The following is a 26,998-nucleotide window of genomic DNA, read 5'->3' as shown; positions in this document are numbered from 1 at the left end:
CATGGCACGCGCACCTCTTCTTCAACTCTCCGATATCTCGCTGACTTTTGGCGGTGATCCCATTTTTTCTGCCCTTGGGCTTGTGGTTCAGCAGGGCGACCGTGTCGCGTTGGTTGGGCGCAATGGTTCGGGCAAATCCACCCTGATGAAGGTGATGGCCGGCTTGGTCGAGGCCGACAGCGGCACCCGCGTTGTGCCCCCCGGCGTTACCGTTGGGTATATGGAACAAGACCCCGACCTGTCTGGGTTCGAAACCTTGGGCGATTTCGCGGCATCGGGTCTTGATCCGGCCGAGGCGTATAAGGTTGAAATGGTGGCCGAAGGGTTGAAGTTTAAACCCGAAACGCCCGTTGCAACGGCCTCTGGCGGGGAACGGCGGCGCGCGGCTTTGGCCAAACTTTTGGCCGAAGCGCCCGAATTGATGCTGCTGGACGAGCCGACCAACCACCTTGATATCGAAGCAATCGCATGGCTTGAACGTCAGCTTGCCGAAACCCGCACCGCCTATGTTCTGATCAGCCACGACCGCGCGTTTCTGCGTGCGCTGACCCGCGCGACCCTGTGGATTGATCGCGGCACCGTGCGCCGGCAGGAAACCGGTTTTGACGGGTTCGAAGCATGGCGTGACAAGCTGTGGGAAGAAGAAGACGAAGCCCGCCACAAGCTGGACCGCAAAATTAAGGCCGAAGCGCGTTGGGCCGTCGAAGGCATCAGCGCGCGGCGCAAGCGAAACCAAGGCCGCGTGCGTGCGTTGCAGGGGCTGCGCGCGGAACGTGCTGCCCAGATCCGTCGTCAGGGCACCGCAGATATGGTGCTGGAGGGCGGCCAGAAGTCCGGCAAAAAGGTGATTGAGGCGCGCGGGATCAGCAAAGTCTTTGGCGACCGCACGATCCTAAGCGATTTTTCCCTGCGCATTTTGCGGGGCGACCGGGTGGCCTTTGTTGGCCCGAACGGCGCCGGGAAAACCACGCTGTTGAAGATGCTGACCGGCGAGATGGCCCCGGATACTGGCGATGTGGTTCTGGGAACCAACCTGCAAATGGCCGTGTTCGATCAGAACCGTGCGCAGCTTGACCCGAAGATGAGCCTTTGGGAAAGCCTGACAGGCGATGCCGAGATGCGTGTTTCCGGTAAGGCCGATCAGGTTTTGGTACGCGGACAGCCACGCCATGTTGTTGGCTACCTTAAAGATTTCCTCTTTGACGAACGTCAGGCCCGTGCGCCGGTTTCCAGCCTTTCGGGTGGGGAAAAGGCGCGGTTGCTGCTGGCCAAGATTATGGCGCGGGAAAGCAATGTTCTGGTGCTAGACGAACCGACAAACGATCTTGACGTTGAAACGCTGGACCTGCTGCAAGAGCTGCTGGGCGATTATGACGGCACTGTCCTGCTTGTATCGCACGACAGGGATTTTCTGGACCGCGTCGCAAGCACCACGATTGCAATGGAAGGCGATGGTCGTGCAACCGTTTATGCCGGCGGTTGGAGCGATTATCAGTCACAGCGCTCCGAAGTTGAGACGCAGAAAAAAGACGTAAAGACAAACACTTCTGCAGCGAAGGTTAAGCCTGCTGAGAAGGCAGAGGCGGGGGGGCTGTCGTTCACGGAAAAGCACCGGCTTGAAGAGCTGCCCTCGGTGATCGAACGCTATGAGGCAGAAATTGCCAAGCTTGAAGAATTCCTGAGCGCGCCCGATCTGTTCACCAAAGAACCGCTAAAGTTCCAGAAGGCCACCGATGCGTTGGTTGAACGGCACGCGGCCCTTGCCCAAGCCGAAGAAGAATGGATGATGCTTGAGGAGAAAGCCACGCTGTAACCATCTGTTTCTGAGGAGGAAAGCATGGGCAACGGACCGCTGAACGGGGTGAAGATCGTCGAAGTAGCGGGGCTTGGCCCAACGCCATTCGCCGCGATGGTTCTGGCCGATATGGGCGCTGAAATCATTCGGATTGAGCGGCCCGGAAACAAGCATCTTCTTGGCCTTGAATACGACATCCTGAACCGTGGTCGCGGCTTTGTCGAACTTGATCTGAAATCCGAGGACGGTAAGGCCACCGCCCGCCGTTTGATCGCGCAAGCGGATGGTCTGATCGAAGGCATGCGCCCCGGCGTGATGGAACGGTTGGGCCTTGGCCCCGACGATCTCCAGTCCTTCAACCCGCGCCTTGTCTATGGGCGCATGACGGGCTGGGGCCAAGACGGCCCGCTGGCCCATGCGGCTGGGCATGACATCAACTATATCGCGCTTAGCGGCGCGTTGCATGCGATTGGCCCGGCCGAAGCCCCGGTGCCGCCTTTGAACCTGCTGGGCGATTTTGGCGGCGGGGGCATGTATCTGGCGCTTGGATTGGTCTGCGCGATGTTTGAGGCGAAAACTTCAGGCAAAGGTCAGGTGGTGGATGCGGCGATTACGGACGGCACGGCGCATCTGATGTCGATGATCTATGCGCTGCGTCAGGGTGGGCATTGGCAGGATAAACGGGGGGCGAACCTGTTGGATGGTGCCGCGCCGTTTTATGGTACTTATCGTTGCAAATGCGGTGGTTTTGTCGCCATCGGCGCGTTGGAGCCGAAGTTTTACAACGAGCTTCTTCAACGGGTTGGCCTAAGCCTTGCAGACCTGCCCAACCGCAATGACCCTGCAAACTGGCCTAGTTTGCGCAGCGCCTTGGAAGATGCGTTTTCCACCAAGTCGCGCGCAGAATGGTCTGCCGAGATGGAAGGGACCGATGTCTGTTTCGCCCAGGTTCTGACGATTGATGAGGCCGCATCGCATCCTCATAACATCGCACGGGACACGTTTGTGACCGTGGACGGGCACGAACAGCCCGCGCCAACCCCCAAGCTAAGCCGGACGCCCGGTGCAATCAGCCCGTCCAGCCAATCAATGCCTCTGGACCCAGAGGCGGTATTGGCGAACTGGGGCGCTTAGCAAATCACCACCTTCCGCTGGCGCCGCCGCCGGACGATGAGCCACCGCCAAACGAACCGCCGCCAGAGGACGATTTCGTGCGTACCATTGGAATGGTATAGCTGTGATCTTCGGAATAGTCGCAGTTGCGGCACCGCGTGTGGCGCAGGCCTTTGCCTTCGCTGGTTTTGGTGGCGGCCAGTTCGATGTCGCGGGTCCGCTTCAGCCCGCGGTGGCGGCAAGTTGGGCAGCGTCGGAAGGCATAGCTTTTGTCGCCCAATCGCTGCCTTTGCGAAAGCGCCACAAGCGCGCTGAACGCCAAGATGAAAAGCGCGGGCAGTCTGTATTCGGCAAACCTGTCGGCAAAGCTGCGTTTTTGCGGTGGCAGGCCGTCAGCAAAGGGTAGGGCAATGTTCTGAACGGTGGCGTTCACGCCTGCTTCGATCCCTTCGGAATAACGGTCTTGTCGGAAGGCGGGCAAGAAGTGATCGTCAATCACGTTTTGCGCAACCCAGTCAAAGTCGCGGTTAAGCCCGCGCCCCAGTTCGATCCGCATTTCGCGGTCACCCCTGACAACCAGAACCAAGATGCCGTTGTTTAGCGTGCTGTCGCCAACACCCCAGTCGTTGAAAAGCCCGGTCGCAAACTGTTCGATCGACGCGCTGTAGTCATAGTCATCGCGCGATTTGATCGTAAGGACGGTTGTTTCAACACCCTTATCGGCGCGCAACTCTTGCAGAAGCCCGATGATCCGCTGTTCCGCTGCGGGGTCGATAATTTCGGCATAGTCGTTTACATACACAGAGGTGTGGCTTGGGTATTGCTGTGCATTGACCGGCGTGATTGGGGCAACGAACAGGGCCAGAGTCGGCAGAACAAGGCGGAGGGACATAAAACTCTCTTTGCTGGGTGCCTACTATTTTGGCGCTCCTTTGCGGGCGCGTCAAACTTCCGTCGTGGGTTCCCATGATCTTGGTCAAGTTTACGTGAATTTTTTGGCCCATAGGCCATTTTCAGCCGACCCGCCGGGGCCAATTTTCCCTGTATTGGCAATAATTTGCGCGTAGCCAGATCACCTATTTGTGAGCCCCTTGTTCAAGCGCTATTGCGACCCAAACTTAACCCAAGCACCGGGCGAACAACGCGCTGGTGACTTTGTAAAACACAGGCAACGAGACGACATAGGAGAGTATGATGAAAAAGACATTTTCGATTGCAGCACTGGCGATTGCCGCCGCCGCCCCAAGTTTTGCGGGCAATGCTGATCTTGCACCGGCTGATCCGGTGGTTGCAGCCCCAGCACCTTATGTTGCGCCGGGTCGTGATTGGACCGGTGGATCGGTTGGTGCCCACCTTGGCTATGGCAGCATCGATACCAGCGTGAATGGCGTCGACGGTGACGGTTTCCTTGGTGGTGTGCATGCCGGTTACGACTACGACTTTGGTAATTTCATTGTTGGTGGTGAGCTGGAATATGACGCAGCAGATATTGATCTTAACGGCGTTCCGGGTTCCGTTGACAGCATCGCGCGGCTGAAGCTGCGTGCGGGTGCTGATCTGGGCAACACCTTCCTTTACGGTACGGGTGGTGCAGCCTATGCCGAAACTGAAATCGCAGGCACCAATGTCAGCGACAACGGCTATTTCCTAGGCGTTGGCGTAGAGCAGATGGTGCGCGAAAACATCTCTGTCGGTGGTGAAGTTCTGTACCACCAGTTCGATGATTTCGATGGCAGCGGTGACGACATCGACGCGACAACCGTCGCAGCGCGTGTATCGTTCAAGTTCTAAGAACAAGTTTGGGCCGGGGGATACCTCCGGCCCAACTTTTACGACAGGTCGTTCAGAACCGTTAGCACGGTCATGACGTCATCGCGCGTGCAGTCAAACTGCCCGGCCTGAAACCTAATCACGAATTGGCCATTGTGGCGCGTCTGGGTCAGGTAAATTCGCCCATCGTCGTTGATGCGCGTAAGAAGTGCTTCGTTTTTTTCATCCGTCCCGATCAAACGGAACGTGAAAAGCGACAGCATGGGGGGCGTGGTGATTTCAAACCGCGCCAGTTTTTCGATTTCGTGTGCCAATTCGCCAGCCCATGCAATGTGGTTGCGAATGCGTGTGCGCAGCCCTTCCAACCCATAGGCGCGGATCGTGAACCACAGCTTTAGCGCCCGAAACCGGCGCCCCATCGGTATGGTCCATTCGTTGTAATTGACCACTTCGTCCTGTTCGAGCGTTTCCAGAAAGACCGGGCGAAGGCCAAGAGTTTTGACCTGCGGCGTGGCATCGGCCAGAAATTGCAGCGCGCAGTCAAATTGCACGCCAAGCCATTTGTGCGGGTTGATCACGATACTGTCGGCCCCGTCGATCCCATCCCACAACGCGCGGTGTTCTGGGCAGATCATCGCGGCCCCAGCCCACGCCGCATCAACGTGGGTGAAAAGGTCATGCGTTTTGGCGACCTTGATGCATTCGGCAACCGGGTCAACCGCCCCGATCGAGGTCCCGCCGACGCACATGATAACCCCCACAGGCAGGAACCCGGCAGCTTTGTCCGCCGTGATTGCGGCCTCCAGCGCCTCTGCATCCATTGCGTTGTTGGCGTCGGTCGGCACTTTCACTAGGTTCTGTTGCCCGATCCCGGCGATCTGTGCGGCCTTATCGATTGAAGAATGGGTTTGCGCAGACGCATAGAGCCGCAGGCGGGGCAGGTCGGCCAAGCCCCGTTCGTTGCCCTGCCAATTCAACGCGCGCTCGCGCATGGTCAGAACGGCGGACAGGGTTGCGGTTGTGGCGCTGTCGTGGATCGTTCCGGTGAAATGGGGCGGAAGGCCGAATGCATCGCGCATCCAGTTGACCATCACACCTTCAATTTCGGTTGCTGCGGGCGCGGTTTGCCACAGCATCCCTTGCACGGCCATCGCATTGCACAGCTGATCCGCAAGGATAGAGGCCGGGGCCGCGTTCGCCGGGAAATAGGCAAAGAAACGCGGGTGCTGCCAATGGGTTGTCGCGCCGGGAACGATTGCTTCGAAGTCGGCGAAGATCTGTTCCATATCTTCGGGGCCTTCGGGCGGCGCGGTTGGCAGTTTCGCAGCCGTCTCACCGGGGGTGGTTTGTGCCCGAACGGGTTGGTCACGCAGATTGGCGTGATAGTTACGCGCCCAATCGGCCGCTCGTTTTGACCATTCGGCAAGCTCGTCGTGGTTCATGGATGGCTCTTATCGTTTGGAAAAAGGGGTGTTCAGGAAAGAAGCTTGTCGATGTCAGCGCCGGGGATCGAGTGGGAAAGCGGCGAAAAATCCCCTTCTTGGAACATCGACTGCGCGGCATCGTGGATAACCCGATGGGTGGCGCGCGCCAAGGCCGACCCCAGAGAGATACGCGCAACGCCCACGGCGGCGAATTCAGCGCGCGAAACCTTGGTAAACGGCCCCGCGGCCAACACGTTGACGGGTTTATCCGTCGCCGCGCAAATCCGGCGCAGATCGTTCATCGAAGGCGGCATCGGCACGTAGAGCCCATCGGCGCCAGCCGCATCATAGGCGCGGATGCGGGCCAAGGCCTCGTCGATGTCATAGTGGCCGTTCATCATGCCATCTGCGCGCGCGATCAGCACAAAGTCACCCGGTAACGCGCGCGCTGCCGCACTGGCCGCGCGAATGCGTTCAACCGAAAACGCGTGCTCATACGGGGTATCGTCGGGCAGGGCCGTGTCTTCGATGGAGATACCTGCAAGCCCAGCCTCATGTGACAGGCGCACCGTTTGTGCGCAGGTGTCGGGGTCATCCCCGAACCCGTTTTCGAAATCCCCAGACACAGGCACAGTGACAGCCGCGATGATGTCTTGGGCATGGGCCAAGGATTCATCGCGCGTGACATGGCCCATATCGGGGCGCCCAAGGGTAAAAGCATGCGCCGCCGAAGACGTGCCGATGGCTTGCGCGCCCAGCTTTTCCAGCATCTTGGCGCTGCCACGATCCCACGCGTTGGCCAGAATGAACGGATTGCCGGGCTTGTGAAGGCTGCGGAACGTCTGGGGCATGGGTGGTCCTTAGTGGGGCATATGGTGCTAATCGAGGACGGCTTAGCCCAAGCTGGCCTGTATCTTTTTCGAAAGGCTGCTGCGGATGGTTTGATAGCTTTCGCTTAGCCGTTCTTTTACCTCGTCAGGGTCGGTGCTGGTGAACGGGATCGACACCCAGCCCCCGCGCGGCAAATAGGGGGCCTTGGTTGCGCGGCCCACGTCAATCAACATCGCGGCTTTTTCGGGGTCTGCGCATTTGACGGAAACGCGCCCTTCACCATGTCCGCACAGGGCGAAGATCTTGCCCGCAACCTTCCAGCACCCGACGTCTGGCCCAAAGGGCTGTTCGTAAACGGCACCGGGCAATGCGTCGCAAAATCGCTTTAGCTCAATTTCATCCATGGCCGGATACTGGCACCGGGCCCGAGTCGGTACAAGGCGCTTGGCAGGGCATGGGCGGGCTGTTACACATCGGGCCATGACCAACCGCATCATCATCATTTGCTGCATTACCCGCTGACATTCGTTTCGCGGGCCGGTCTTACAGTTTCCAAACAAAGCTGAACTTGGTAAAGCCCGCGGCGGAAGACGCGCGAAGGATACCGCATGACCGAGATCAAGCTGCACAACACCAAGACCCGCAAGAAAGAGGTCTTTACCCCAATCGATCCGGATAACGTGCGGATGTATGTCTGCGGGCCCACGGTTTATGACCGCGCGCACCTTGGCAACGCGCGTCCGGTGGTTGTGTTTGACACGCTGTTCCGCCTGCTGCGCCATGTGTACGGCGAAGATCACGTTACATATGTGCGCAACTTCACCGACGTGGACGACAAGATCAACGCACGGGCAGAAGCGACGCGCCGCCCGATCCGCGACATCACCGACGAAACCATCGAATGGTTCCATCAGGATATGGACGCGCTTGGCGCGATGCGCCCCACCCACGAACCCCGCGCGACCGAGTATATCGGCCAGATGATCGCGATGATCGAAGACCTGATCGCCAAAGGCCACGCCTACGAGGCCGAGGGCCACGTTCTGTTCGCGGTCGAAAGCTATAAGAATTACGGCGCGTTGTCGGGGCGCAGCGTGGACGACATGATCGCCGGTGCCCGGGTCGAGGTCGCACCCTACAAGCGCAACCCGATGGATTTCGTGCTGTGGAAGCCATCATCGGACGACCTGCCGGGGTGGGACAGCCCGTGGGGGCGTGGTCGGCCCGGTTGGCACATCGAATGTTCCGCCATGAGTTACGAGCTGTTGGGGGATAGCTTCGACATTCACGGCGGCGGCAACGACCTGCAATTCCCGCACCATGAGAATGAGATCGCGCAAAGCTGCTGCGCCCATCCCGAAGGCAAGTTCGCAAACGTCTGGATGCATAACGAGATGCTTCAGGTTGAGGGGAAGAAGATGTCCAAATCCTTGGGCAACTTCTTTACCGTCCACCAGCTTCTGGAACAGGGCGTACCGGGAGAGGTCATCAGGTTTGTGTTCCTCGGCACCCACTATCGCAAGCCGATGGACTGGACCGAGAAGAAGCGGGAAGAGGCGGAGAAGACGCTATTGGGATGGAAATCTGCAGTGAGTGTCTTTTGTGACGATTTACCTGATGGGATTAAAGGGCAACAGCCGCCGGTTGATGTGGTCAGTGCGTTAGCGGATGATCTTAACACATCGCTCGCGCGGACACGGCTAAATGAGTACGCTAAATCCGCACAGAAAGGCGATCTTCAAGCGGCTATTTCGCTAGCCGAAGGGATGGAGTTTCTTGGCTTCAAGCACGACCACACGTGGGAAGTCGGTTTTGGTGCGTCATTGAACAAAATATTGGACGATCCTGTGGATCTGGGTGTCTACGAGGCGATGCTTTTCACAGCAAGAAAAGCGGCAATGGAAACCAAAGACTTTGCTGAAGTCGATCGGATAAGCTCGGTTTTGCGGGATGCCGGCTTGGAAGTACGAGCTTCGAAGACTGAAGTCGTTTTGGATTTTACGCCAGACTTCGACCCCTCCAAACTGGAGGCATTGAAATGAGCCGCGGCAAATCAAACAGCCACAGCGCCCGTCCCGTGGGTGGGCGCGCTGTTTGGGCCAGTCTCCCGAACGGTGAAACATTTGAGGCGGGAGCAGCGCTATGAGTAAAGAACGCCTCTATCTTTTCGACACCACGCTGCGCGACGGGCAGCAGACGCAGGGCGTGCAGTTCTCCACCCCCGAAAAGATCCAGATCGCCGAAACGCTGGATGCGCTTGGCGTTGATCATATCGAAGGCGGCTGGCCCGGCGCGAACCCGACCGATAGCGCGTTTTTCGACGAAGCCCCCAAAACCCGCGCCACGATGACAGCCTTTGGCATGACCAAACGCGCGGGTCGCAGTGCCGAAAACGATGATGTGCTGGCCGCGGTTCTGAACGCGGGCACACCGTCCGTTTGCCTTGTCGGCAAAACCCATGATTTCCACGTGACCAAGGCGCTTGGCATCACGTTGGACGAAAATCTAGAAAACATCGCACGGTCGTTTGAACATATCGTCGCCCAAGGGCGCGAGGCGCTGTTCGATGCCGAACATTTCTTTGATGGCTATAAGGCAAACCCTGAATACGCGGTGAAATGCCTGAAGGCGGCGTTTGACGCTGGCGCGCGTTGGATCGTTCTGTGCGATACCAACGGCGGCACCTTGCCTGACGAGATCGGGCGCATCACCGCAGCGGTGATCGCACAGGGTATTCCCGGTGATCGTGTCGGCATCCATACCCATAACGACACGGGCAATGCGGTTGCCGGGTCGTTGGCGGCCATCGACGCAGGTGCGCGGCAGGTGCAGGGCACACTGAACGGGTTGGGCGAACGCTGTGGCAATGCGAACCTGACCACGCTGATCCCGACGCTACTGTTGAAAGAACCCTATGCCAGCCAGTTCGAAACTGGTGTCACGCACAAGGCCTTGGCCGGGCTGACCCGCGCCTCGCGTCTATTGGATGATATCCTGAACCGCGTCCCCACGAAGTCTGCGCCCTATGTCGGGGCCTCGGCGTTTGCCCATAAGGCGGGGTTGCATGCGTCTGCCATTCTGAAAGACCCATCGACGTATGAACACATCGAACCGTCGATCGTGGGGAACGGCCGCATTATCCCGATGTCGAACCAGGCGGGGCAGTCGAACCTGCGTAAACGTCTGGCCGAGGCTGGGCTGAGCGTCGAAAAGGGCAACTCGGCGCTGTCGCAAATCCTTGACCAGATCAAAGAGCGTGAAGCGCAGGGGTATTCCTATGACACCGCGCAAGCCAGCTTTGAGCTGTTGGCGCGTCGGGCGCTTGGCCTTTTGCCGCAGTTTTTTGAAGTTAAACGATATAAGGTCACGGTTGAACGCCGCAAAAACCGCTATGACAAGATGATCAGCCTGTCGGAAGCGATGGTTGTGGTGAAGATCGGCGACGAAAAGATGCTGTCGGTGTCGGAAAGCCACGATGCGTCGGGCAACGACCAAGGGCCGGTGAACGCGCTGGCCAAGGCTTTGGCGAAAGACCTTGGGCCGTATCAGCCCAATATCGACGACATGAAGCTGGTCGATTTCAAGGTCCGTATCACCAACGGCGGGACAGAGGCCGTGACCCGCGTCATCATCGACAGCGAAGATGGCAAGGGGCAGCGGTGGTCAACCGTGGGGGTGTCGCCCAACATCGTGGATGCCTCGTTCGAGGCGCTGTTGGACGCGGTGACGTGGAAATTGGTCCATGATGGAGCCAAGCCGTGACCGCCTTCTTCGAAGTTCATAAAGATTTGCCACGCGAAGGGCCGGGGGAAGCCGCGGATGTGCATTGGGCGTTGAAGCGCGCGGCACTTCGGCCAGATGCCATCGTTTGTGACGCGGGTTGCGGGCCGGGCGATGACATTCAGGCCCTGTTGCGCCATCTGCCGGCTGGGCACCTTCTGGCGGTTGATCTGCATGCTCCGTTCGTGGCGCAGGCTGAAGCGCGGTTTGAAAATGAACCGCGGGTGGACGCGCGGGTTGGCGACATGGCCCAGCTTGATACCCAGCCAGATGCGCCGTTTGACCTGATTTGGTGTGCCGGTGCGCTGTACTTCCTTGGTGTAAGTGAAGGTTTAGGTGTGTTTCGCAAGGCATTGAAAGAAAATGGATATGTCGCGTTTTCTGAACCTGCGTTTTTGACCGATGAACCTTCGCAAGCGGCGCGTAGCTTTTGGGACGGGTATGAACCCAGTTCCGAGGCTGAACTGCGCGCCAAGGTTGAGGCGGCGGGCTTTAAGGTGTTGGGCATCAAGACAGTGTCAGACGCGGCATGGGAAAACTACTATCAGCCGATGGAAGCGCGAATTGCAAAGCTGCGCGCCGGTGCGAATGCAGAGCTTTCCAAAGCATTGGACGAAAACCAAGCCGAGGCTGAAAGCTGGCGAAAAGTGAAAGGCGAAACCGGGTATCTTCTGGTTTTGGCGCAAGCGGTATGAGCATTCAGGCCTGTGCAGAATTGGTTGAACGCGGCGACCCTGATCGGTTTCTGGCAACGATGGCCTCGCCGGTTGCGGCGCGTGAAAAGCTGTTCCCGATCTATGCCTTCAACCTAGAGGTCGCGCGTGCGCCTTGGGTGGCATCCGAACCTATGATCGCTGAAATGCGGCTTCAGTGGTGGCGCGATGCGTTGGAGGAAATCGGGCAGGGCGCTGTTGTGCGCCGCCACGAAGTCGTTTCCCCATTGGCCGAGGTTCTGGCTCAGCCCGACACAGATCTGTTGGACAAGCTGGTTCAGGCGCGCCGGTGGGATGTTTATCGCGATCCGTTCGAAGATGCGGCGCATTTCGACGAATATATCGATGCGACCTCTGGCAACTTGATGTGGGTGACGGCCCGCGCACTTGGTGCTGACAGTGGTGAAGATGTCGTGCGCGATTTCGGCTATGGCGTTGGCGTTGCGCAATGGTTGCGGGCCATCCCGGAACTGGAGGCGCGCGGGCGTATACCTTTGCTGGATGGTCGGGCAGAAGGGGTTGCAGCGCTTGCAAAGACTGCCTTGGCACGGTTGCGCAATGCCCGCGCCAAGCGGGGCGCGGTTCCGTCAGCGGCGCATGGTGCGATGTTGGTTGGATGGCAGGCAGAACCCATTCTGAAGGCTGCTATGAAAACGCCCGAGGCAGTGGCCGCAGGGCAGTTGGCGCAATCTGAATTTGCCCGCCGAAGCGGTCTGTTACTGCGCAGCTTTTCGGGGCGGTGGTAGGGGGCGTTATGCCTCGCGCGGGCGCATGGCCAACCAGATAAGCGCCCCGCCAGCCAGCACCAGAAATGGCACCATGGCAAGGTTCACGGCTGTCCAGCCCTGTTGAACCGATCCGCCGGAACAGTTCATCAACCCACCCGACGCGAGCGAGGCAAACGTAACCCCGCCGAACACGATCAGGTCGTTCATGCCCTGGACGCGGCCACGTTCTTCCGGGGCGTGGGCGCCGGCCAACATGGTCGTCGCGCCGATGAAGCCAAAGTTCCAGCCGATGCCAAGCAGTATCAGCGCGATGAAGAAATGCTCTAATTCGACACCCATCAGGGCGACGGTTCCTGCGCCTCCAAGAACGATCAGCCCAAGGGCGACGATCTTTTCAACGCCAAAGCGGGCGATCATGTGACCGGTGAAAAAGGACGGGATAAACATCGCCAGAACATGGGCGGTCACCACGTTCGCCGCGTCCGCCGTTTCAAACCCACAGCCAACGACCGCCAGTGGTGTGGAGGTCATAACAAGGTTCATCAACGCATAGGAAACAAGCGCGCAGATGATGGCAACGGCAATGCGCGGGGTCGCCAACAGCTCTAACCGGGAACGGCCTTTGGGCGCGTCGGCGGATGGTGTGGGTGGCTTAGGAATGTCGATAAACAGGAACAACAGCGAGCCAAGGACGTTTACGCCGATGACCACCAGATAGGTGCCCAGAAACGGCACGACCATGGATTGCGCGGTCAGTTTAACAAGTTGCGGCCCGATGATCGCCGAGGCTAGGCCACCCGCCATCACATAGGAAATCGCCTTGGGCCGGAATTCCTCGGATGCGGTGTCAGAGGCGGCAAAGCGGTAAAACCCCTGCGCCGACATATAAACCCCGGTGAAAAGCGATCCGAGCAGGAACAACGTGAACGAGGATTGCATCAACCCATACGCCCCGATCGCCGCGCCAAGGGCGCCGCCACCCGCGCCGATGAAAAAGCCAACCTTGCGCCCATAACGCTGCATGATCGAAGAAATCGGCGTGGCCGTCAGCATGGACCCAAGCACGATCATCGAAATGGGAAGTGTTGCGAAACAGGCATTTGCGGCCAGCGACTGTCCGGCAAGCCCGCCAATGGTAAAGATCATCGGCATCTGTGCGCCAAGGAACGCTTGGGCCAGAACCAGCACCAAAACGTTGCGTTTCGCGCGTTGATCGGATGCTGTCGGGGCTGCTGAAATTTCGCTCATGTGGAATGGTTAGCGTTGGCGCAAAGGCTTGGAAAGCGCGTTTTCCGGGTTTAGCGTTTTCGCCACACCTTGAGGGTTTGCGCATCCGTGCTTTGCTGCGTGACTTTCATGGCTTCGGTGACGATATTTCGAAACAGCAGAAAGCGAGGGCAAAATGGTTGGCCGGATCATCGAAACACCCGCTTGCGTGGCCGAAGGCGCAACATATCTGGCCGAGGTTGAGCCACGGTTCGCGGCCGCGCTTGAACTAACAGGGCCATTGCCGCTTCGTCGTCGCAAAGATGGGTACGAGGCGTTGTTGGATGCCATCGTCAGCCAGCAGGTTTCGGTGGCTGCGGCAAACGCCATCTGGGGGCGATTGAAAACGGCCAAGCTAACCGGCCCGCGAAAAGTCATGTGGGCCAGCGAAGAGGATTTGCGCGCCTGCGGCATGTCGCGCCAGAAAATCAGATACGCAAAGGCCTTGGCCGAAGCACGGATAGATTTCACCGGTTTGCGGACGTGCCCAACGGATGAGGTGATCTCTACCTTGGTGGAAGTGCCCGGCATCGGGCAGTGGACGGCCGAGATTTACGCGATGTTTTCACTTAGTCGGGCGGATGTGTTCGCGCCGGGTGATTTGGCATTGCAGGAATCGGTGAAGCTTCTGTTTGAACTGGACGAAAGGCCCAAGGAACGCGCATTGCGCGACATGGCCAAGGCGTGGTCCCCATGGAGGGGCGTTGCGGCGCGGGCGCTTTGGGCCTACTACCATGTCGCAAAACAGAGGGAAGGGATCCGATGAGCAGAGTTTTGGAAAGTGGCCGGCGCGGCCCCGCACAGGGCGACGCCACTTCTTTGGTGGTGTTTCTGCACGGCTATGGTGCCAATGGCGCGGATCTGCTTGGGCTTGCCGACCCTTTAAGTGAACATATGCCGGGCACCGCTTTTGTTGCGCCCGACGCGCCAGAACGCTGCGCAGGTTCCCCGATGGGGTATCAGTGGTTTCCGATTCCTTGGATCGATGGGTCCAGCGAAGAAGAAAGCGAAGCGGGCATGGTGCGCGCCGTTGATGATTTGAACGCCTATCTGGATTCCGTGATGGAAGAAGAGGGGCTGACGGCGGACCGCGTTATCCTGCTTGGGTTCTCTCAGGGAACGATGATGAGCCTGCATGTCGCCCCGCGCCGCGAAGAAGAATTCGCAGGTGTCGTCGGCTTTTCCGGCCGTCTTTTGCGCCCCGAAGATTTGGCGGATCAGGCGGTCAGTAAACCGCCGGTGTTATTGGTGCATGGGGATCAGGATGATGTTGTTCCCGTGCAGTCGCTGCCAGAAGCGGGCGAAGCACTTAGCCAGGCCGGTTTTCAGGTCTATGCCCACGTCATGAAGGGCACAGCACACGGCATCGCGCCGGATGGGCTTAGCGTCGCATTGGCGTTTATGCGCGACCGGCTGGGGCTTGAAACACCACCTGCTTGACGCGGTGGTGGCGCGCCCCTAGGTTTCTGTGGAATCGAGGAGGATTTATCATGGAACTAATGACAGTCGCTCTTGCCGCTTTGGTGTTGTCGCTGCCAGTTCTTCATGTTGTGCGCCGCGCGTCAAAGCCGGTTCCTGTTCGTGCCAGAACGGATCGTCGTTCTTAATTCCTAATGCGCGCCCATAACGTTTTGCCTGTGTGTGCGCATTTCCCATTTTAAATCAACGACCGCTCTGGAAGCTGTGCGATCAAGGCTTATTTAATGCCGTGACGCAGGCATTCCGCGCCCTGTGGATAACCGTCACATACCCGTCATGAATGGGCGGTAATTCTGGGCGCGACAAACACTGCATATAGCGGGGCTTGCATGGTGCGACGCGCCATATATAGTTATCCACAAGCTAGGGCGGGTTCGCCCGCCTTGGCACCAGAATCGGGCAGATATGGCCGGCATGGAGTCATTAAGAATGGACGGCGATTTTAGAACTCATTTTGTAAGGGAGCCGAGTTCCCTGAAACATCATCCGGCATTGGTGTTAAATGCGGATTATAGACCGCTGTCATATTATCCGCTGTCACTTTGGCCTTGGCAGGATGCTGTAAAAGCAGTGTTTTTGGACCGGGTCGATATTGTTGCCGAATACGATCATGTTGTCCGAAGTCCAACGACAGAAATCAGGATACCGTCTGTTGTTGTTCTGAAAGATTACGTCAAACCTCAAAAGCGCGTGGCCTTCACGCGCTTTAATTTATTTTTGAGGGATGAATTTTCCTGCCAATACTGTGGAACAGGCGGTGATCTGACATTTGACCATGTCGTGCCGCGCGCCCGGGGTGGGGTGACCAGTTGGGAAAACGTTGTGGCGGCTTGTTCCCGATGCAACCTTCGCAAAGGCTCTAAAAGCCTTCGGCAGGTAAATATGCACCTGCGTAAACCACCGCGCCAACCCTGCGCCGAAGAGCTGCGCAACATGGGGCGCAAGTTTCCGCCCAATTATCTGCATGATAGCTGGCTGGATTTCCTTTATTGGGATGCAGAATTGGACGCATAAGTGTAAACGAGTTTTCGCCAAAGCCTTCTAGGTGCTAGACTTCGTCGCGCGGCGTGGTTAGACAGACCGTGTTTGCGCTAACACGAATACGGTGGGCACGTTATGGTTTCACGCGTCATCCCGGTTGATCCATTCGACCTGGTTATTTTTGGCGGTACGGGCGATCTTGCCCGCCGCAAAATCCTGCCGGGGCTATACCGGCGCTTCCTGTCCGGTCAGATGCCCGAGGATGCTCGTATCATCGGGGCGGCACGCTCTGATCATGATGATACCGAATTCCGCGCGATGGTCGGCAATGCGATCAACGAGTTTGTTGATCGCGACAAGCAGGAAAAGGCGACAATCGCCGCATTTCTGGAACGGCTTAGCTATATCAAGGTCGATGCTCGCGGCGAAGAAGGCTGGAAAGAGCTTGCTGGCAAAATGCGCAAGGGCGTCGTTCATGCGTTCTATTTTTCGGTCGGGCCAAGCCTGTTCGGGGATATTGCTGAACGGCTGCATGCCTATGGGATGGCAGATGCGGAAAGCCGGATTGTGGTGGAAAAACCATTCGGTCACGATCTGAAAACGGCTCAGGCGTTGAACGCGACGCTGGCAAAGCATTTCGACGAACATCAAATCTATCGCATCGATCACTATCTGGGCAAAGAAACGGTTCAGAATCTGATGGCGGTGCGTTTCGGGAATATGCTGTTTGAGCCGCTGTGGAATGCACAGAACGTCGATCACATTCAGATCACGGTTGCAGAAACCGTGGGTGTCGGTGGCCGTGGTGGGTATTACGACAAATCCGGCGCGATGCGGGATATGGTTCAAAACCACATGATGCAGCTTCTATGCCTGATCGCGATGGAGCCACCATATGCGTTTGAACCCGACGCCGTGCGTGACGAAAAGCTAAAGGTTATTCGCGCGCTTGATCCGGTGGACCCTGATGACATCGTGCGCGGCCAATATTGTGAAGATGAAGACGGGCCCAGCTATTTTGACGATGTCGAAAACCCAGACAGCCGGACCGAAAGCTTTATCGCGCTGAAGACGCATATCTCTAACTGGCGCTGGAAGGGGACTCCGTTCTATCTGCGTACTGGTAAACGGATGCGGGCGCGGACGTCGGAAATTGCGATCGTGTTCAAAGATCCACCGCATTCGATTTTCGGTGAACAGGAACGCCAAAAAGCCAACGTGTTGGTTATTCGCCTGCAACCCAACGAAGGCATCAACCTGCGCGTGACGATCAAAGAACCGGGGCCGGGCGGTATGCGCCTTGTCGAGGTTCCGCTTGATATGTCGTTCAAAGAGGCACTGGGCCCAGAGGCCGAGGATATTCCAGACGCTTATGAACGGCTGATCATGGATGTGATCCGTGGCAACCAAACCCTATTCATGCGCGGGGATGAGGTAGAGGCCGCTTGGGCCTGGACCGACCCGTTGATCGATGGGTGGACAGACCGGGGCGACCGGCCAAAATCCTATGATCCGGGCAGTTCCGGCCCAGAGGATGCGCTGATGTTGATGCACAAAGACGGCCGCCGCTGGCGCGAGGTGAAAGCGTGATCTTCCAAGAATACCCAGACAGAGAGCTGATGATGATCAGCTTGGCAGACCACCTTGCCAGCGAACTTGGCGCGGCGCTGCGCCAACAAGGCACTGCCACGCTTGCCGTTCCCGGCGGGACAACGCCAGGGCCGATCTTTGATACGCTGTGTGCGGTCGATTTGGATTGGGCGAACGTCAACGTCATGCTGACGGACGAACGCTGGGTTCCCGAAAGTTCCGACAGGTCGAACACGCGGTTGCTGCGCGAACGGCTGTTGGTGGAAAACGCGGCGGCGGCCAATTTGGTGCCGTTCTATGCGGATGCGCCTGCGCCCGAAGACAAGCTGGTTGAGCTTTCCCAAGGGATAGAGGCGGTCTTGCCTATTTCTGTCCTTTTGTTGGGGATGGGTGCGGACATGCACACGGCCTCTTTGTTCCCCGGCGCTGACCGTTTGGAAGAGGCGATGTCGGACGACGCGCCAGTTTTGGTGCCGATGCGCGCGCCGGGTGCCCCCGAACCCCGGATGACGCTTTCCGCGCCGGTGCTTCAGGGCGCGTTGAACACTCATATCGTTATTACCGGCACGGAAAAGCGCGCCGCGCTGGAGCGAGCGGAAACGCTGGACCCATCCGAGGCACCCGTTGCCGCCGTCTTGAAAAACGCAACCGTTCACTGGGCTGAATAGATTATGGATCATTGGAAAAACCTTCGAGCTAAAGCTGAAAACGCCAAACCGCGCCGGATCGTCGATTTGTTTAAAGACGCAGATCGCGCTGGCACGTTTTCCGCCCGTCTGGGCGATATGCTGTTCGACTTTTCCAAGACCAATATCGACGATGAAACGCTGTCGGGCCTGATTGCATTGGCCGAAAGCGCGGATGTCGCCGGGCGTCGCGACGCGATGTTCGGCGGTGAAAAGATCAACGAAACCGAAGACCGTGCCGTTCTGCACACTGCGCTTCGGGCCAGCGAAGGGCCCGTGTTGGTCGATGGCCAAGACGTTATTCCCGGCGTCCATGATGTACTGAACCAGATGGAGGCGTTCGTGAACGCCGTTCGGTCAGGCAGTTTCAAAGGGCAGGGTGGTAAGATCACCGATGTGGTCAATATCGGCATCGGCGGGTCCGACCTTGGGCCGGTGATGGCGTTGCAGGCGCTTGCCTCTTATGCCGATGGTCCGCGGTGCCACTTCGTTTCCAACGTGGATGGCGCGCATATTTCACAAGTGATGCGTGGGCTTGATCTGACGACTACGCTGGTGATCGTTGCTTCAAAAACCTTCACCACCATCGAAACGATGACGAATGCCGAAACCGCCCGCACGATGATGGCAGAAGCGGTGACAGACCCAAGCGCGCAGTTCGCGGCCGTGTCGACCGCGCTGGACAAAACCAGCGCCTTTGGCATCGCTGAAGAGCGTGTGTTCGGCTTCGCCGATTGGGTCGGCGGGCGGTATTCGATGTGGGGGCCAATCGGGCTTTCCATCATGCTGGCCGTTGGCCCCGCAAATTTCCGTGCCTTCCTGAAGGGCGCCGAAACGATGGACAAACATTTCCGCACCGCACCTTTGGCTGAAAACATGCCGGTCCTTCTGGCGCTGGTTGGGATGTGGCACAATCAGTTCTGCGGCTATAGCACGCGGGCAGTTTTGCCTTACGATCAACAGCTTGCGCGGCTTCCTGCATATCTTCAACAGCTAGAGATGGAGAGTAACGGCAAGCGCGTCGCGATGGACGGTACCGACCTGACTGTTCCCGCTGGCCCCGTTGTCTGGGGAGAGCCGGGCACCAACGGGCAGCACGCATTTTATCAGCTGATCCATCAGGGTACGGCGGTTATTCCTTGCGAATTCCTTGTTGCTGCCGAAGGAAATGAAATGGGCCGTTCGCGTCATCATCAGTTGTTGATGGCGAACTGTCTGGCGCAGTCTAAGGCGCTGATGCTGGGTCGTAGCTTGGACGAGGCCCGCGCCAAGATGGAAGCGGCAGGTTTCGAAGGGGCCGAATTGGACCGTCAGGCGCGCCACCGCGTGTTCCCTGGAAATCGCCCGTCCACCACGCTGATCTATCCCAAACTGACGCCTGAAATCTTTGGCCAAATCGTTGCCTTGTACGAACACCGCGTCTTCGTCGAAGGCGTGATCCTTGGCATCAACAGCTTTGATCAATGGGGCGTTGAACTGGGCAAAGAACTGGCCGTTTCACTGGAGCCGATCGTAACGGGCGCGGCGTCGTCCGATGGCGAAGACGGATCAACCAAGCAGTTGGTAGCATTCATCCAAGCGGCGCTTAATTAAAGCGCCGTTCGTCTTTGGTGGTTTGGAAAGCTGGAGCGGGTGAAGGGAATCGAACCCTCGTCTTAAGCTTGGGAAGCTCCTGCTCTACCATTGAGCTACACCCGCCTGCGGCATTCAGATAGTCAAACCAACGAGGGCGGTCAAGCGCAAGTAAGGGCCTTGCGCAAAACCTGTTAGCGGCGTCTGCGCCGTCGTCCACCGCCTGCGTCGCCTGTGTTGAACCCGACAGCCGGAAGGCTGACCACCTGCGCCAGTTCGGGGAACGGATCGGTGGCGTGAGGGATGGCGTTAGCGTTAACGAAATGCTCTTGAAATTTCGGCTCCACGGCGGTTTCGACTTTATGGATGTTGCCGACAACCGTTTCAATTTCTGACCGCGCTGCAAGGCTGCACAGGGCGATCCGTGCGCCGGTGCCCGCGGCGTTGCCTGCGCTGGTGACTTTGTCCAACGGGGCGTCTGGGATCATGCCCAAAACCATCGCGTGTTTCGGGCTGATATGCGCGCCAAAAGCACCGGCCAAAACCACACGGTCCACCGTGTCCACGCCCATCTGGTCCATCAAAAGGCGCGCGCCCGCATAGAGCGCGGATTTTGCCAGTTGGATGGCGCGAATATCGCCTTGGGTCACGGTGATGCGCGGGCCGCCATCGGCGCTGCCATCAAAGATCAGATAGCTGTGTGTGCGCCCTTCGGGTTCGCAACGGGGCGTGCCGGTTTGTTCGGCTGATCCGATCAGGCCGGACGGGTCCAGCAATCCTGCCATCCGCATTTCGGCCACAGCCTCGATAATCCCAGAGCCGCAGATGCCAGTGATCCCGGTCGTAGCGGTGGCGGCATCAAATCCGTCTTCGTCGGACCACAGGTCCGACCCGATCACTCGGAAGCGGGGTTCTTTGGTGGCCGGGTCAATCTCTACCCGCTCAATCGCGCCGGGGGCGGCGCGTTGGCCGGAACTGATCTGCGCGCCTTCGAATGCTGGCCCGGTGGGGGAAGAGCAGGCAAGCACGCGGTCTTTGTTGCCCAACAGGATTTCGGCGTTTGTGCCCACATCGACGACAAGCATCAGATCGTCGGACTTCTGCGGCTCTTCGGAAAGGGCGACGGCGGCGGCGTCCGCGCCCACATGCCCGGCGATACAGGGCAGGATATAGACGCGGGCGGCTGCGTTCAGCGCGCTGAGGTCCAGTTCCGCCGCGTCCAGCGAAACGGAGGACGACGTGGCCAGCGCGAAGGGGGCCTGGCCCAACTCCACCGGGTCGATGCCCAGCAACAGGTGGTGCATCACCGGGTTGCAAACGAACGTTGCTTCGACAACGGCGCGCGGGTCGATTTCGGCTTCTTCGGCGATGGATTTGGCCAGTTCGTTCAGCGCATCACGCACTGCACCCGTCATCTCTACGTCGCCGCCGGGGTTCATCATCACGTATGAAACGCGGCTCATCAGATCTTCGCCAAAGCGGATTTGCGGGTTCATGATACCGGAGGAGGCTTTGACCTCGCCTGTAACCAGATCGCACAGATGCGCGGCGATGGTGGTGGAGCCAAGGTCGATCGCAAGGCCGTAAAGCCCGCCTTCGTAATAGCCGGGCCAGACATCAATCAGGCGCGGCGCGCTGCCGGTGTGATCGTGGTGCACGGCGACGGTGACCTGCCAGTCGCCCTTGCGCAGCGCGGGTTGCAGGCGGGATAGAACGGGCAGGGGCGCGGTCAGACCTTCGATGTTCCACTGTGCCTTCAGGGCGGTTTTCAGCCGTTCGAAATCGCCGGTGGGCTCGTGCATGTCTGGTTCTTCGACATCGACAAGGAACAGCCGTGTGGCCGGATCCATCGTGATGGCGCGGGCGGTGGCGGCTTTACGCACCACCTGTTTGTGCACCTGACTTTCGGCGGGCACGTCGATGACAATGTCGCCCTGAACAGTCGCCTGACAGCCAAGGCGACGCCCCGGTTTCAGGCCGCGTTTGTCGTCGTATCGCTGCTCGACCGCGTTGAATTCATTCAGCGCGTCTTTTTCGACTGTCACGCCGTGTTTGGGGAATTCGCCATAAGACGGCGTCACCTGACATTTCGAACAGATGCCACGACCACCACACACACTGTCCAGATCGACGCCAAGCTGGCGCGCCGCCGTCAGAACGGGGGTGCCAGCCGGAAACCGGCCGCGTTTGCCCGAGGGCGTAAAGATGACAAGTGGATCAGTGGTCATGTGCTGCGTTCTTCGTTTAGGGCGTATGGCAGTTCGGCGAAGGGAACCCCTTCGCCGAAACCAGTGTTACAGTATCCGGGCTGGGTGCGTTAGCCCCGGCGACGGCGGCGGCCACCGCGGCCAGCGCCTGCTTCTGCCGCCGCCTTAGAGGCTTCGGGGAAGGGTGTGCCTTCGTTCACTGCGTCCAGAACGCGGGCGAACTTGATCCACTCACCGCCATTGGCGTCGTGGTTCATCAGGAAGTTGGCGGCGCGGATCGCCTCCATCTCAACGGGGCGAACGGGGTTCATGATCGCGCTGGTCATGCCCGCGCCAATCGCCATGGGCAGGAAGGCCGCGTTGATGCCGTGACGGTGCGGTAGGCCGAAGGAAACGTTGGATGCACCACAGGTGGTGTTCACGCCCAGCTCATCCCGCAGGCGGCGGACAAGGGTGAAAACTTGCTGACCAGCGGTCGCCATCGCGCCGATGGGCATCACCAGCGGGTCCACCACGATGTCGTGGGCCGGAATGCCGAAATCGGCGGCGCGTTCGACGATCTTTTTGGCAACGGCGAAACGCACGTCTGGGTCTTCGGAAATACCGGTGTCATCGTTGGAAATCGCGACGACAGGGACATTGTATTTCTTGACCAGCGGCAGCACGACCTCCAGCCGTTCTTCCTCGCCGGTGACAGAGTTCAACAGCGGGCGACCTTCGGCGGCCTCAAGCCCGGCTTGCAGCGCCTCGGGGACCGAACTGTCGATGCACAGCGGCACGTCCACCAACGCCTGAACACGCGCGATCAGTTCGCGCATCAGCGGAGGTTCGACGAAGTTGTTATCGGCGTAACGGGGGTCTTCGGCCATCTTGTTGGAAAACACCGCACCCGAGTTGATGTCCAAAACCATCGCGCCACAGGCAACCTGTTCCAGCGCGTCTTTTTCAACGGTGCTGAAATCCCCGGCTTCCAGTTCGGCGGCCAGCTTTTTGCGGCCGGTTGGGTTGATCCGCTCGCCGATCACGCAGAACGGTTCGTCAAAGCCGATGGTCACGGTCTTGGTTTTGGATTCGATAACGGTGCGGGTCATTGGCGTTCCTTAGGTTGCCGAGGCCGGGCGGGCCGAAGCACCGCCATTTTCAATGGCCCAGTTTGCATTGGTCTTGATCCCGCCAAGCGGGAAGAAATGGACGGATTCAATGTTGAAATCCGGGTTCGCCGCTTTGTGCGCGGCCAGATCGGCGATAATCTCTGTCGGCTCGAACGGCAGGACCAGCTTGGTCACATCCTTGGCGCGTTTCTGCAGCACCTTGAGCGAAGGGCCGACGCCACAGGCCACGGCGAATTTGATCAGCGTTTGCAGCTTGGCCGGGCCCGCGATGCCGATGTGGATGGGCAGGGTGATGCCTTCGGCTGTCAGACGGTTGGCCCAGTCGATCACGGGGGCTGCTTCGAAACAGAACTGGGTGGCAAGGGCCATCTGCGCATCGGTGCGGTCGCTGAACGCTTGCTTCCAGCGCAAAGCCTCCATCACCATCGCGTCGCCGCCATCTGGGTCGATGTCGCGGTTGCCTTCGGGGTGGCCAGCCACGTGAAGCCGAGTAAAGCCCGCCTGATCGAACAGGCCGGTTTCCAGCAACTGCATGGAACTGTCAAAGTCGCCCACGGGTTCCGCAACGCCGCCGGCCAGCAGCAGCGCCTGTTTGACGCCAGCTTCGCCCTGATAGCGCGCGATCCAATCGGCCAGCGTGGCCTTGTCTTTGATAATGCGGGCAGGGAAGTGGGGCATGACGTTATAGCCATCCGCCGCCAGCCGTTTGGCGGTGGCGACCATATCGTCAATCGGGGTGCCGTCGATATGGGCGATGTAAACGCGAGTGCCTTCGGGCAGCAGTGCGCGGAAATCTTCGACCTTTTCGGCGGTGCGCGGCATCACCTCGATCGAATAGCCCTGAAGGAAGGCTTCAACATCTGCCGAAACGGGCGCTGCCCGTTCTTCGCGTTTCTTGAATTGCAAAAGTGCCATCGCGGCCTCCCAAAGCGCTGCGGGGTTTAGTCCCATCCGGAATTGGCGATCAGCGCTTTCAGTCGGTCGTTATCGTATTCGGCTTCGATCCGTTCAGCCTCGGCTGTGACAATGTCGTCGGGCGCGCCGTCAACCGCATAGGGTGCGGCCTTGCGCCATTCGGCAAGGTAAGCGTCGGTATCGCGCGCGCCTACCTTCATTGCACAACGGTCAATGGCTTGTTCGAACCGTTCCGCCAGCACGCGTTTGGACCCACGTCGGCCTTTGCCAACGATGACTTGGGCCGGAATATCGCGCCAGTAAACGATTGTGACGTCAGGCATTGCTGATTCCCTTGTATCCGTTCTTTGCTTGTAAGCCGCGCAAATGGCGCGCCGGTGCCGGTTTTCGACATGACACGCGCATGAAGCGACCTTGGGCAGGCACTGGTCTAGAACAGCGGTCATAAAAGGGCCACTGGCTGGCACCTGAAAAATACTCAACAACATTATGAGCCCTTACGGCGCGCTTGCACCGGGCGCGCCCTGACACTACCTTGGGGGTAACTTAAAGTTGGAGGGCGATAGTTATGGCGCCCAAGCGTCCCGATGGTGCGGGCGCGTTCCCAAAAGCGGTCGTAACCCCCGCGCCAAATAAGCCTGATCCGGCTGAGCTTTATGCCGCGCTGGATCTGGGCACAAACAGTTGTCGCATGCTGATTGCCCAACCCAAGGGCAGCCAGTTTCATGTGGTCGATAGCTTTTCAAAGTCCGTGCAGCTTGGCACCGGGCTTGAAGCGTCTGGCCGGTTGTCGCGCGCCTCCATTGGGCGCACTGTTCAGGCATTGCGCATCTGCAAAGGTAAGCTGGATCGCCACAATGTCAGCCGAATGCGGCTTGTCGCGACCGAAGCCTGTAGGCGGGCCAAGAACTCGCGCGATTTTATCCGGTTGGTGAAGCGTGAAACCGGTTTGAAGCTGGATATCATTGAGCCCGAGGAAGAGGCACGCCTCGCGGTGGTGTCTTGTGCGCCTTTGGTGTCCACCAAAACCGAACAGTTGCTGGTGGTCGATATCGGCGGTGGGTCCACAGAATTGGTCTGGATTGATCTGGGTTCAGTCCCGCGCCACGAACGCCCCCGCGCGATCATGCGGTTGCATGCCGGGTTCCATTCCACCGACAGCCCGTTTCAGGCGGCCAAGGTTGTCGATTGGATTTCCGTACCCCTTGGCGTGGCCACGCTGAAAGACCAGTTTGACGACGTCGAAGACGACGCCGCGCGGTTCGCCTTGATGAGCTGGTATTTCGAAGAGAACCTTTCGGAATTCTCGCCCTATTCATCGGAACAGGCGCGCGAAGGGTTTCAGATTGTCGGGACAAGCGGCACGGTGACCACGGTTGCGGCCTCGTTCCTTGGGTTGCGGCGGTATGACCGGAACAAGGTTGATGGGTTACGCATGACCTCGGACCAAATTGATACGGTGATCCGTGACTATCTGGAACTTGGTCCAGAAGGGCGGCGGACCGATCCGCGTATCGGCCGGGATCGGCACGCGCTGATCATGTCTGGTGCGGCGATCCTTCAGGCGTTGATGCGCGTTTGGCCAACAGACCGTTTATCGGTTGCGGATCGTGGTTTGCGCGAAGGCCTGCTATACGCACAGATGAGCGCGGATGGCGTGTTGGAAGACGGCCCGTTTTAATTCACCGCCTGCAACGGCAGCGCGGATCACAAAGACTGAAAGAAGAGGGCGCGCGCGAAAGCGCCGCATCGAAACGATATGGCAACGAAGAAAACAAGCGGGCGCGGGCAACGCGACCTACGGGTTAAGGTCAAAAGCGCACGTGGGCGAAAGCTTTCGTCGACGCTTTGGCTGGAACGTCAGTTGAACGACCCTTACGTGAAACGGGCGCAGGTCGAAGGGTACCGCGGCCGGGCCGCGTTCAAGATTCTGGAACTTGATGACAAGTACCGGTTCCTTGTGCCGGGCGCGCGGGTGGTTGACCTTGGCTGTGCGCCGGGGGGCTGGTGTCAGGTTGCCGTGAAGCGGGTGAACGCGCTTGGCGAAAAGAAGGGTAAGGCCGTTGGCACGATCCTTGGCGTCGACCTGCAAGAGGTTGAACCGATCGCCGGGTGCGAAATTCACCAGCTTGATTTCATGGAAGACGACGCTGACCTGAAGGTCAAGAACTGGCTGGGTGGTCAGGCGGATGTTGTGATGTCTGACATGGCTGCTGCCTCGTCTGGCCACAAACAGACCGACCACTTGCGCATCATCGCCTTGTGCGAAGCCGCCGCCTATTTCGCCTTTGATGTGCTGGACGAGGGCGGAACGTTTGTCGCCAAGGTTCTGGCCGGTGGCGCCGAGGGTGAGCTGCAGAAGCTGCTGAAGCAACGCTTTACCAAGGTGGCAAACGTGAAGCCGCCCGCAAGCCGGTCAAACAGTTCGGAAAAGTTCGTTGTGGCCACGGGGTTCCGTGGCGCAGTTGACGAAGAAGAATAACGAAAACAGGGGCCGGTTTGACCCGGCCCCCTGACGCCTGCCCAGATAGGGCAATTCACAGCCCACATTGTTCAAGAAACGCCAGACGTGCGGCGCCGGTGCCCCGCATGTCGCCGGAAAGAAAGACCTGCCGGGTTTGCGGCGAGTCCAGCTCAAAGCTTTGGGCGTTGCGGAAGAATTCTAGGTTGAAGTCCGATACCAAAAGCGCGCCAGAAATACCGGCACCTTCTTGAACCACAGTGACGGGCCAGCGGTCCGTTCGTCCATCGGGAAGCTTGACCCACATCATAAGCGACCTGACGTTCTGAAAGTCGCGTCCACTTAAGGTCAGATCCCTTAGCCAAAGTTCCAAGCCCTGACCGCGACGACAGTGAATCCAAACTTCATAGTTTCCGCTTTGGTAAACAGCGCGCGCTTTCCCGTTTGACTGAACGGTTTTCCAATCCGCAAATGACGGGGACGCGATGAGCAACAGAACAATGAAGCTGGGCAAAATCCGAAAAAGTTTCATGAATGCCTCCTTGAAAATCAGGCGGCATAAGACGGAACTGTAT

At 58.7% G+C, this 26,998-nt stretch carries 25 protein-coding genes and 1 tRNA gene; 15 read left to right on the top strand and 11 right to left on the bottom strand.

Annotated elements, in window-relative coordinates:
• Nucleotide 1: 1 nt before the first annotated feature.
• Both COL8621_RS08895 and COL8621_RS08890 read left to right on the top strand, forming a co-directional pair.
• Nucleotides 2-1,813 (top strand): ABC-F family ATP-binding cassette domain-containing protein, encoded by a 1,812-nt coding sequence (locus tag COL8621_RS08895; RefSeq protein ID WP_093967044.1) that lies wholly within the window; start codon nt 2-4, stop codon nt 1,811-1,813.
• Nucleotides 1,814-1,837: 24 nt separating this feature from the next.
• On the top strand, nt 1,838-2,929 hold the full coding sequence (locus COL8621_RS08890) for a CaiB/BaiF CoA transferase family protein (RefSeq protein WP_093967043.1): 1,092 nt from the start codon (nt 1,838-1,840) through the stop codon (nt 2,927-2,929).
• Between the two features lie 4 nt (nt 2,930-2,933).
• Here COL8621_RS08890 and COL8621_RS08885 read toward each other — a convergent pair whose 3' ends face one another.
• The gene (locus tag COL8621_RS08885) at nt 2,934-3,800 is read right to left on the bottom strand and encodes a TPM domain-containing protein (RefSeq protein ID WP_093967042.1); all 867 of its coding nucleotides are present in this window, start codon (nt 3,798-3,800) and stop codon (nt 2,934-2,936) included.
• Between the two features lie 302 nt (nt 3,801-4,102).
• Here COL8621_RS08885 and COL8621_RS08880 point away from each other — a divergent pair, with 302 nt between their 5' ends.
• Entirely contained in the window at nt 4,103-4,699 is a 597-nt protein-coding gene (locus COL8621_RS08880) for an outer membrane protein (protein ID WP_093968488.1), read from the top strand.
• A 38-nt stretch (nt 4,700-4,737) separates the two neighbouring features.
• Here COL8621_RS08880 and COL8621_RS08875 read toward each other — a convergent pair whose 3' ends face one another.
• The 3 genes from COL8621_RS08875 to COL8621_RS08865 are packed head-to-tail and all read right to left on the bottom strand — an operon-like array spanning nt 4,738 to nt 7,337.
• A complete protein-coding gene (locus COL8621_RS08875) occupies nt 4,738-6,120 on the bottom strand; it encodes a pyridoxal phosphate-dependent decarboxylase family protein (protein ID WP_093967041.1) in 1,383 nt (460 codons plus the stop codon).
• A gap of 32 nt (nt 6,121-6,152) precedes the next feature.
• Nucleotides 6,153-6,953: an isocitrate lyase/PEP mutase family protein gene (locus tag COL8621_RS08870; RefSeq protein WP_093967040.1), complete on the bottom strand. Its 801-nt coding sequence runs from the start codon at nt 6,951-6,953 to the stop codon at nt 6,153-6,155.
• A 42-nt stretch (nt 6,954-6,995) separates the two neighbouring features.
• Nucleotides 6,996-7,337, bottom strand: a complete 342-nt coding sequence (locus tag COL8621_RS08865) for an MmcQ/YjbR family DNA-binding protein (RefSeq protein WP_093967039.1) — start codon at nt 7,335-7,337, stop codon at nt 6,996-6,998.
• 204 nt (nt 7,338-7,541) lie between these two features.
• Here COL8621_RS08865 and cysS point away from each other — a divergent pair, with 204 nt between their 5' ends.
• The 4 genes from cysS to COL8621_RS08845 all read left to right on the top strand — a co-directional run bounded on the left by cysS (nt 7,542) and on the right by COL8621_RS08845 (nt 12,172).
• Complete coding sequence (gene cysS, locus COL8621_RS08860; RefSeq protein WP_093967038.1) at nt 7,542-8,975, top strand: cysteine--tRNA ligase; 1,434 nt, start codon at nt 7,542-7,544, stop codon at nt 8,973-8,975.
• Nucleotides 8,976-9,075: 100 nt separating this feature from the next.
• On the top strand, nt 9,076-10,695 hold the full coding sequence (cimA, locus tag COL8621_RS08855; protein WP_093967037.1) for a citramalate synthase: 1,620 nt from the start codon (nt 9,076-9,078) through the stop codon (nt 10,693-10,695).
• Nucleotides 10,692-11,408 carry a class I SAM-dependent methyltransferase gene (locus COL8621_RS08850; RefSeq protein WP_093967036.1) on the top strand — a complete coding sequence of 239 codons (717 nt, stop codon included), beginning with the start codon at nt 10,692-10,694 and terminating at the stop codon, nt 11,406-11,408. The genes cimA and COL8621_RS08850 overlap by 4 nt, the downstream gene beginning before the upstream one ends.
• Nucleotides 11,405-12,172, top strand: coding sequence for a squalene/phytoene synthase family protein (locus tag COL8621_RS08845; RefSeq protein ID WP_093967035.1), 768 nt, complete (start codon nt 11,405-11,407; stop codon nt 12,170-12,172). The genes COL8621_RS08850 and COL8621_RS08845 overlap by 4 nt, the downstream gene beginning before the upstream one ends.
• Before the next feature lie 6 nt (nt 12,173-12,178).
• Here COL8621_RS08845 and COL8621_RS08840 read toward each other — a convergent pair whose 3' ends face one another.
• Nucleotides 12,179-13,402 carry an MFS transporter gene (locus COL8621_RS08840; protein WP_093967034.1) on the bottom strand — a complete coding sequence of 408 codons (1,224 nt, stop codon included), beginning with the start codon at nt 13,400-13,402 and terminating at the stop codon, nt 12,179-12,181.
• 154 nt (nt 13,403-13,556) lie between these two features.
• Between COL8621_RS08840 and COL8621_RS08835 the strand changes: the two genes are divergently transcribed.
• From COL8621_RS08835 to pgi, 6 genes are all read left to right on the top strand, one after another.
• The gene (locus COL8621_RS08835; RefSeq protein ID WP_093967033.1) at nt 13,557-14,186 is read left to right on the top strand and encodes a DNA-3-methyladenine glycosylase family protein; all 630 of its coding nucleotides are present in this window, start codon (nt 13,557-13,559) and stop codon (nt 14,184-14,186) included.
• On the top strand, nt 14,183-14,860 hold the full coding sequence (locus COL8621_RS08830; protein ID WP_093967032.1) for an alpha/beta hydrolase: 678 nt from the start codon (nt 14,183-14,185) through the stop codon (nt 14,858-14,860). The genes COL8621_RS08835 and COL8621_RS08830 overlap by 4 nt, the downstream gene beginning before the upstream one ends.
• Before the next feature lie 468 nt (nt 14,861-15,328).
• Nucleotides 15,329-15,913 carry an HNH endonuclease gene (locus COL8621_RS08825; RefSeq protein WP_093967031.1) on the top strand — a complete coding sequence of 195 codons (585 nt, stop codon included), beginning with the start codon at nt 15,329-15,331 and terminating at the stop codon, nt 15,911-15,913.
• Nucleotides 15,914-16,015: 102 nt separating this feature from the next.
• Entirely contained in the window at nt 16,016-17,470 is a 1,455-nt protein-coding gene (gene zwf, locus COL8621_RS08820; protein WP_093967030.1) for a glucose-6-phosphate dehydrogenase, read from the top strand.
• Entirely contained in the window at nt 17,467-18,138 is a 672-nt protein-coding gene (gene pgl, locus COL8621_RS08815; protein WP_093967029.1) for a 6-phosphogluconolactonase, read from the top strand. Before zwf ends, pgl begins: the two co-directional genes overlap by 4 nt.
• Complete coding sequence (gene pgi, locus COL8621_RS08810; protein WP_093967028.1) at nt 18,139-19,749, top strand: glucose-6-phosphate isomerase; 1,611 nt, start codon at nt 18,139-18,141, stop codon at nt 19,747-19,749.
• A gap of 31 nt (nt 19,750-19,780) precedes the next feature.
• On the opposite strand, the gene COL8621_RS08805 is transcribed toward pgi, so the two are convergent.
• The 5 genes from COL8621_RS08805 to COL8621_RS08785 form a co-directional block, all read right to left on the bottom strand.
• Nucleotides 19,781-19,854, bottom strand: a tRNA-Gly gene (locus COL8621_RS08805).
• Between the two features lie 68 nt (nt 19,855-19,922).
• Nucleotides 19,923-21,956, bottom strand: a complete 2,034-nt coding sequence (locus COL8621_RS08800; protein WP_093967027.1) for an ASKHA domain-containing protein — start codon at nt 21,954-21,956, stop codon at nt 19,923-19,925.
• A gap of 89 nt (nt 21,957-22,045) precedes the next feature.
• The gene (locus tag COL8621_RS08795) at nt 22,046-23,026 is read right to left on the bottom strand and encodes a methyltetrahydrofolate cobalamin methyltransferase (RefSeq protein ID WP_093967026.1); all 981 of its coding nucleotides are present in this window, start codon (nt 23,024-23,026) and stop codon (nt 22,046-22,048) included.
• 9 nt (nt 23,027-23,035) lie between these two features.
• Complete coding sequence (locus COL8621_RS08790) at nt 23,036-23,962, bottom strand: methylenetetrahydrofolate reductase (RefSeq protein ID WP_093968487.1); 927 nt, start codon at nt 23,960-23,962, stop codon at nt 23,036-23,038.
• Between the two features lie 26 nt (nt 23,963-23,988).
• Complete coding sequence (locus COL8621_RS08785) at nt 23,989-24,285, bottom strand: virulence factor (protein ID WP_093967025.1); 297 nt, start codon at nt 24,283-24,285, stop codon at nt 23,989-23,991.
• A gap of 245 nt (nt 24,286-24,530) precedes the next feature.
• On the opposite strand from COL8621_RS08785, the gene COL8621_RS08780 reads away from it, so the two are divergent.
• Together COL8621_RS08780 and COL8621_RS08775 are read left to right on the top strand one after the other, a co-directional pair.
• Entirely contained in the window at nt 24,531-25,643 is a 1,113-nt protein-coding gene (locus COL8621_RS08780; RefSeq protein WP_093967024.1) for a Ppx/GppA phosphatase family protein, read from the top strand.
• 78 nt (nt 25,644-25,721) lie between these two features.
• Nucleotides 25,722-26,444, top strand: coding sequence for an RlmE family RNA methyltransferase (locus COL8621_RS08775; protein ID WP_093967023.1), 723 nt, complete (start codon nt 25,722-25,724; stop codon nt 26,442-26,444).
• A 55-nt stretch (nt 26,445-26,499) separates the two neighbouring features.
• On the opposite strand, the gene COL8621_RS08770 is transcribed toward COL8621_RS08775, so the two are convergent.
• A complete protein-coding gene (locus COL8621_RS08770) occupies nt 26,500-26,955 on the bottom strand; it encodes a hypothetical protein (protein ID WP_093967022.1) in 456 nt (151 codons plus the stop codon).
• Nucleotides 26,956-26,998 lie beyond the last annotated feature (43 nt).

It is taken from the genome of Actibacterium lipolyticum (genome assembly GCF_900184935.1).
Classification (GTDB): domain Bacteria; phylum Pseudomonadota; class Alphaproteobacteria; order Rhodobacterales; family Rhodobacteraceae; genus Actibacterium_A; species Actibacterium_A lipolyticum.
The sequence above is the reverse complement of the archived record's forward strand: the minus strand, read 5'-3'. Positions and strand labels throughout refer to the sequence as shown.

Coding starts and splice junctions, on each gene's coding strand:
- COL8621_RS08895 (WP_093967044.1), top strand. CDS start 2: ATGGCACGCGCACCTCTTCTTCAACTCTCCGATATCTCGCTGACTTTT.
- COL8621_RS08890 (WP_093967043.1), top strand. CDS start 1,838: ATGGGCAACGGACCGCTGAACGGGGTGAAGATCGTCGAAGTAGCGGGG.
- COL8621_RS08885 (WP_093967042.1), bottom strand. CDS start 3,800: ATGTCCCTCCGCCTTGTTCTGCCGACTCTGGCCCTGTTCGTTGCCCCA.
- COL8621_RS08880 (WP_093968488.1), top strand. CDS start 4,103: ATGAAAAAGACATTTTCGATTGCAGCACTGGCGATTGCCGCCGCCGCC.
- COL8621_RS08875 (WP_093967041.1), bottom strand. CDS start 6,120: ATGAACCACGACGAGCTTGCCGAATGGTCAAAACGAGCGGCCGATTGG.
- COL8621_RS08870 (WP_093967040.1), bottom strand. CDS start 6,953: ATGCCCCAGACGTTCCGCAGCCTTCACAAGCCCGGCAATCCGTTCATT.
- COL8621_RS08865 (WP_093967039.1), bottom strand. CDS start 7,337: ATGGATGAAATTGAGCTAAAGCGATTTTGCGACGCATTGCCCGGTGCC.
- cysS (WP_093967038.1), top strand. CDS start 7,542: ATGACCGAGATCAAGCTGCACAACACCAAGACCCGCAAGAAAGAGGTC.
- cimA (WP_093967037.1), top strand. CDS start 9,076: ATGAGTAAAGAACGCCTCTATCTTTTCGACACCACGCTGCGCGACGGG.
- COL8621_RS08845 (WP_093967035.1), top strand. CDS start 11,405: ATGAGCATTCAGGCCTGTGCAGAATTGGTTGAACGCGGCGACCCTGAT.
- COL8621_RS08840 (WP_093967034.1), bottom strand. CDS start 13,402: ATGAGCGAAATTTCAGCAGCCCCGACAGCATCCGATCAACGCGCGAAA.
- COL8621_RS08835 (WP_093967033.1), top strand. CDS start 13,557: ATGGTTGGCCGGATCATCGAAACACCCGCTTGCGTGGCCGAAGGCGCA.
- COL8621_RS08830 (WP_093967032.1), top strand. CDS start 14,183: ATGAGCAGAGTTTTGGAAAGTGGCCGGCGCGGCCCCGCACAGGGCGAC.
- COL8621_RS08825 (WP_093967031.1), top strand. CDS start 15,329: ATGGACGGCGATTTTAGAACTCATTTTGTAAGGGAGCCGAGTTCCCTG.
- zwf (WP_093967030.1), top strand. CDS start 16,016: ATGGTTTCACGCGTCATCCCGGTTGATCCATTCGACCTGGTTATTTTT.
- COL8621_RS08800 (WP_093967027.1), bottom strand. CDS start 21,956: ATGACCACTGATCCACTTGTCATCTTTACGCCCTCGGGCAAACGCGGC.
- COL8621_RS08795 (WP_093967026.1), bottom strand. CDS start 23,026: ATGACCCGCACCGTTATCGAATCCAAAACCAAGACCGTGACCATCGGC.
- COL8621_RS08790 (WP_093968487.1), bottom strand. CDS start 23,962: ATGGCACTTTTGCAATTCAAGAAACGCGAAGAACGGGCAGCGCCCGTT.
- COL8621_RS08785 (WP_093967025.1), bottom strand. CDS start 24,285: ATGCCTGACGTCACAATCGTTTACTGGCGCGATATTCCGGCCCAAGTC.
- COL8621_RS08780 (WP_093967024.1), top strand. CDS start 24,531: ATGGCGCCCAAGCGTCCCGATGGTGCGGGCGCGTTCCCAAAAGCGGTC.
- COL8621_RS08775 (WP_093967023.1), top strand. CDS start 25,722: ATGGCAACGAAGAAAACAAGCGGGCGCGGGCAACGCGACCTACGGGTT.
- COL8621_RS08770 (WP_093967022.1), bottom strand. CDS start 26,955: ATGAAACTTTTTCGGATTTTGCCCAGCTTCATTGTTCTGTTGCTCATC.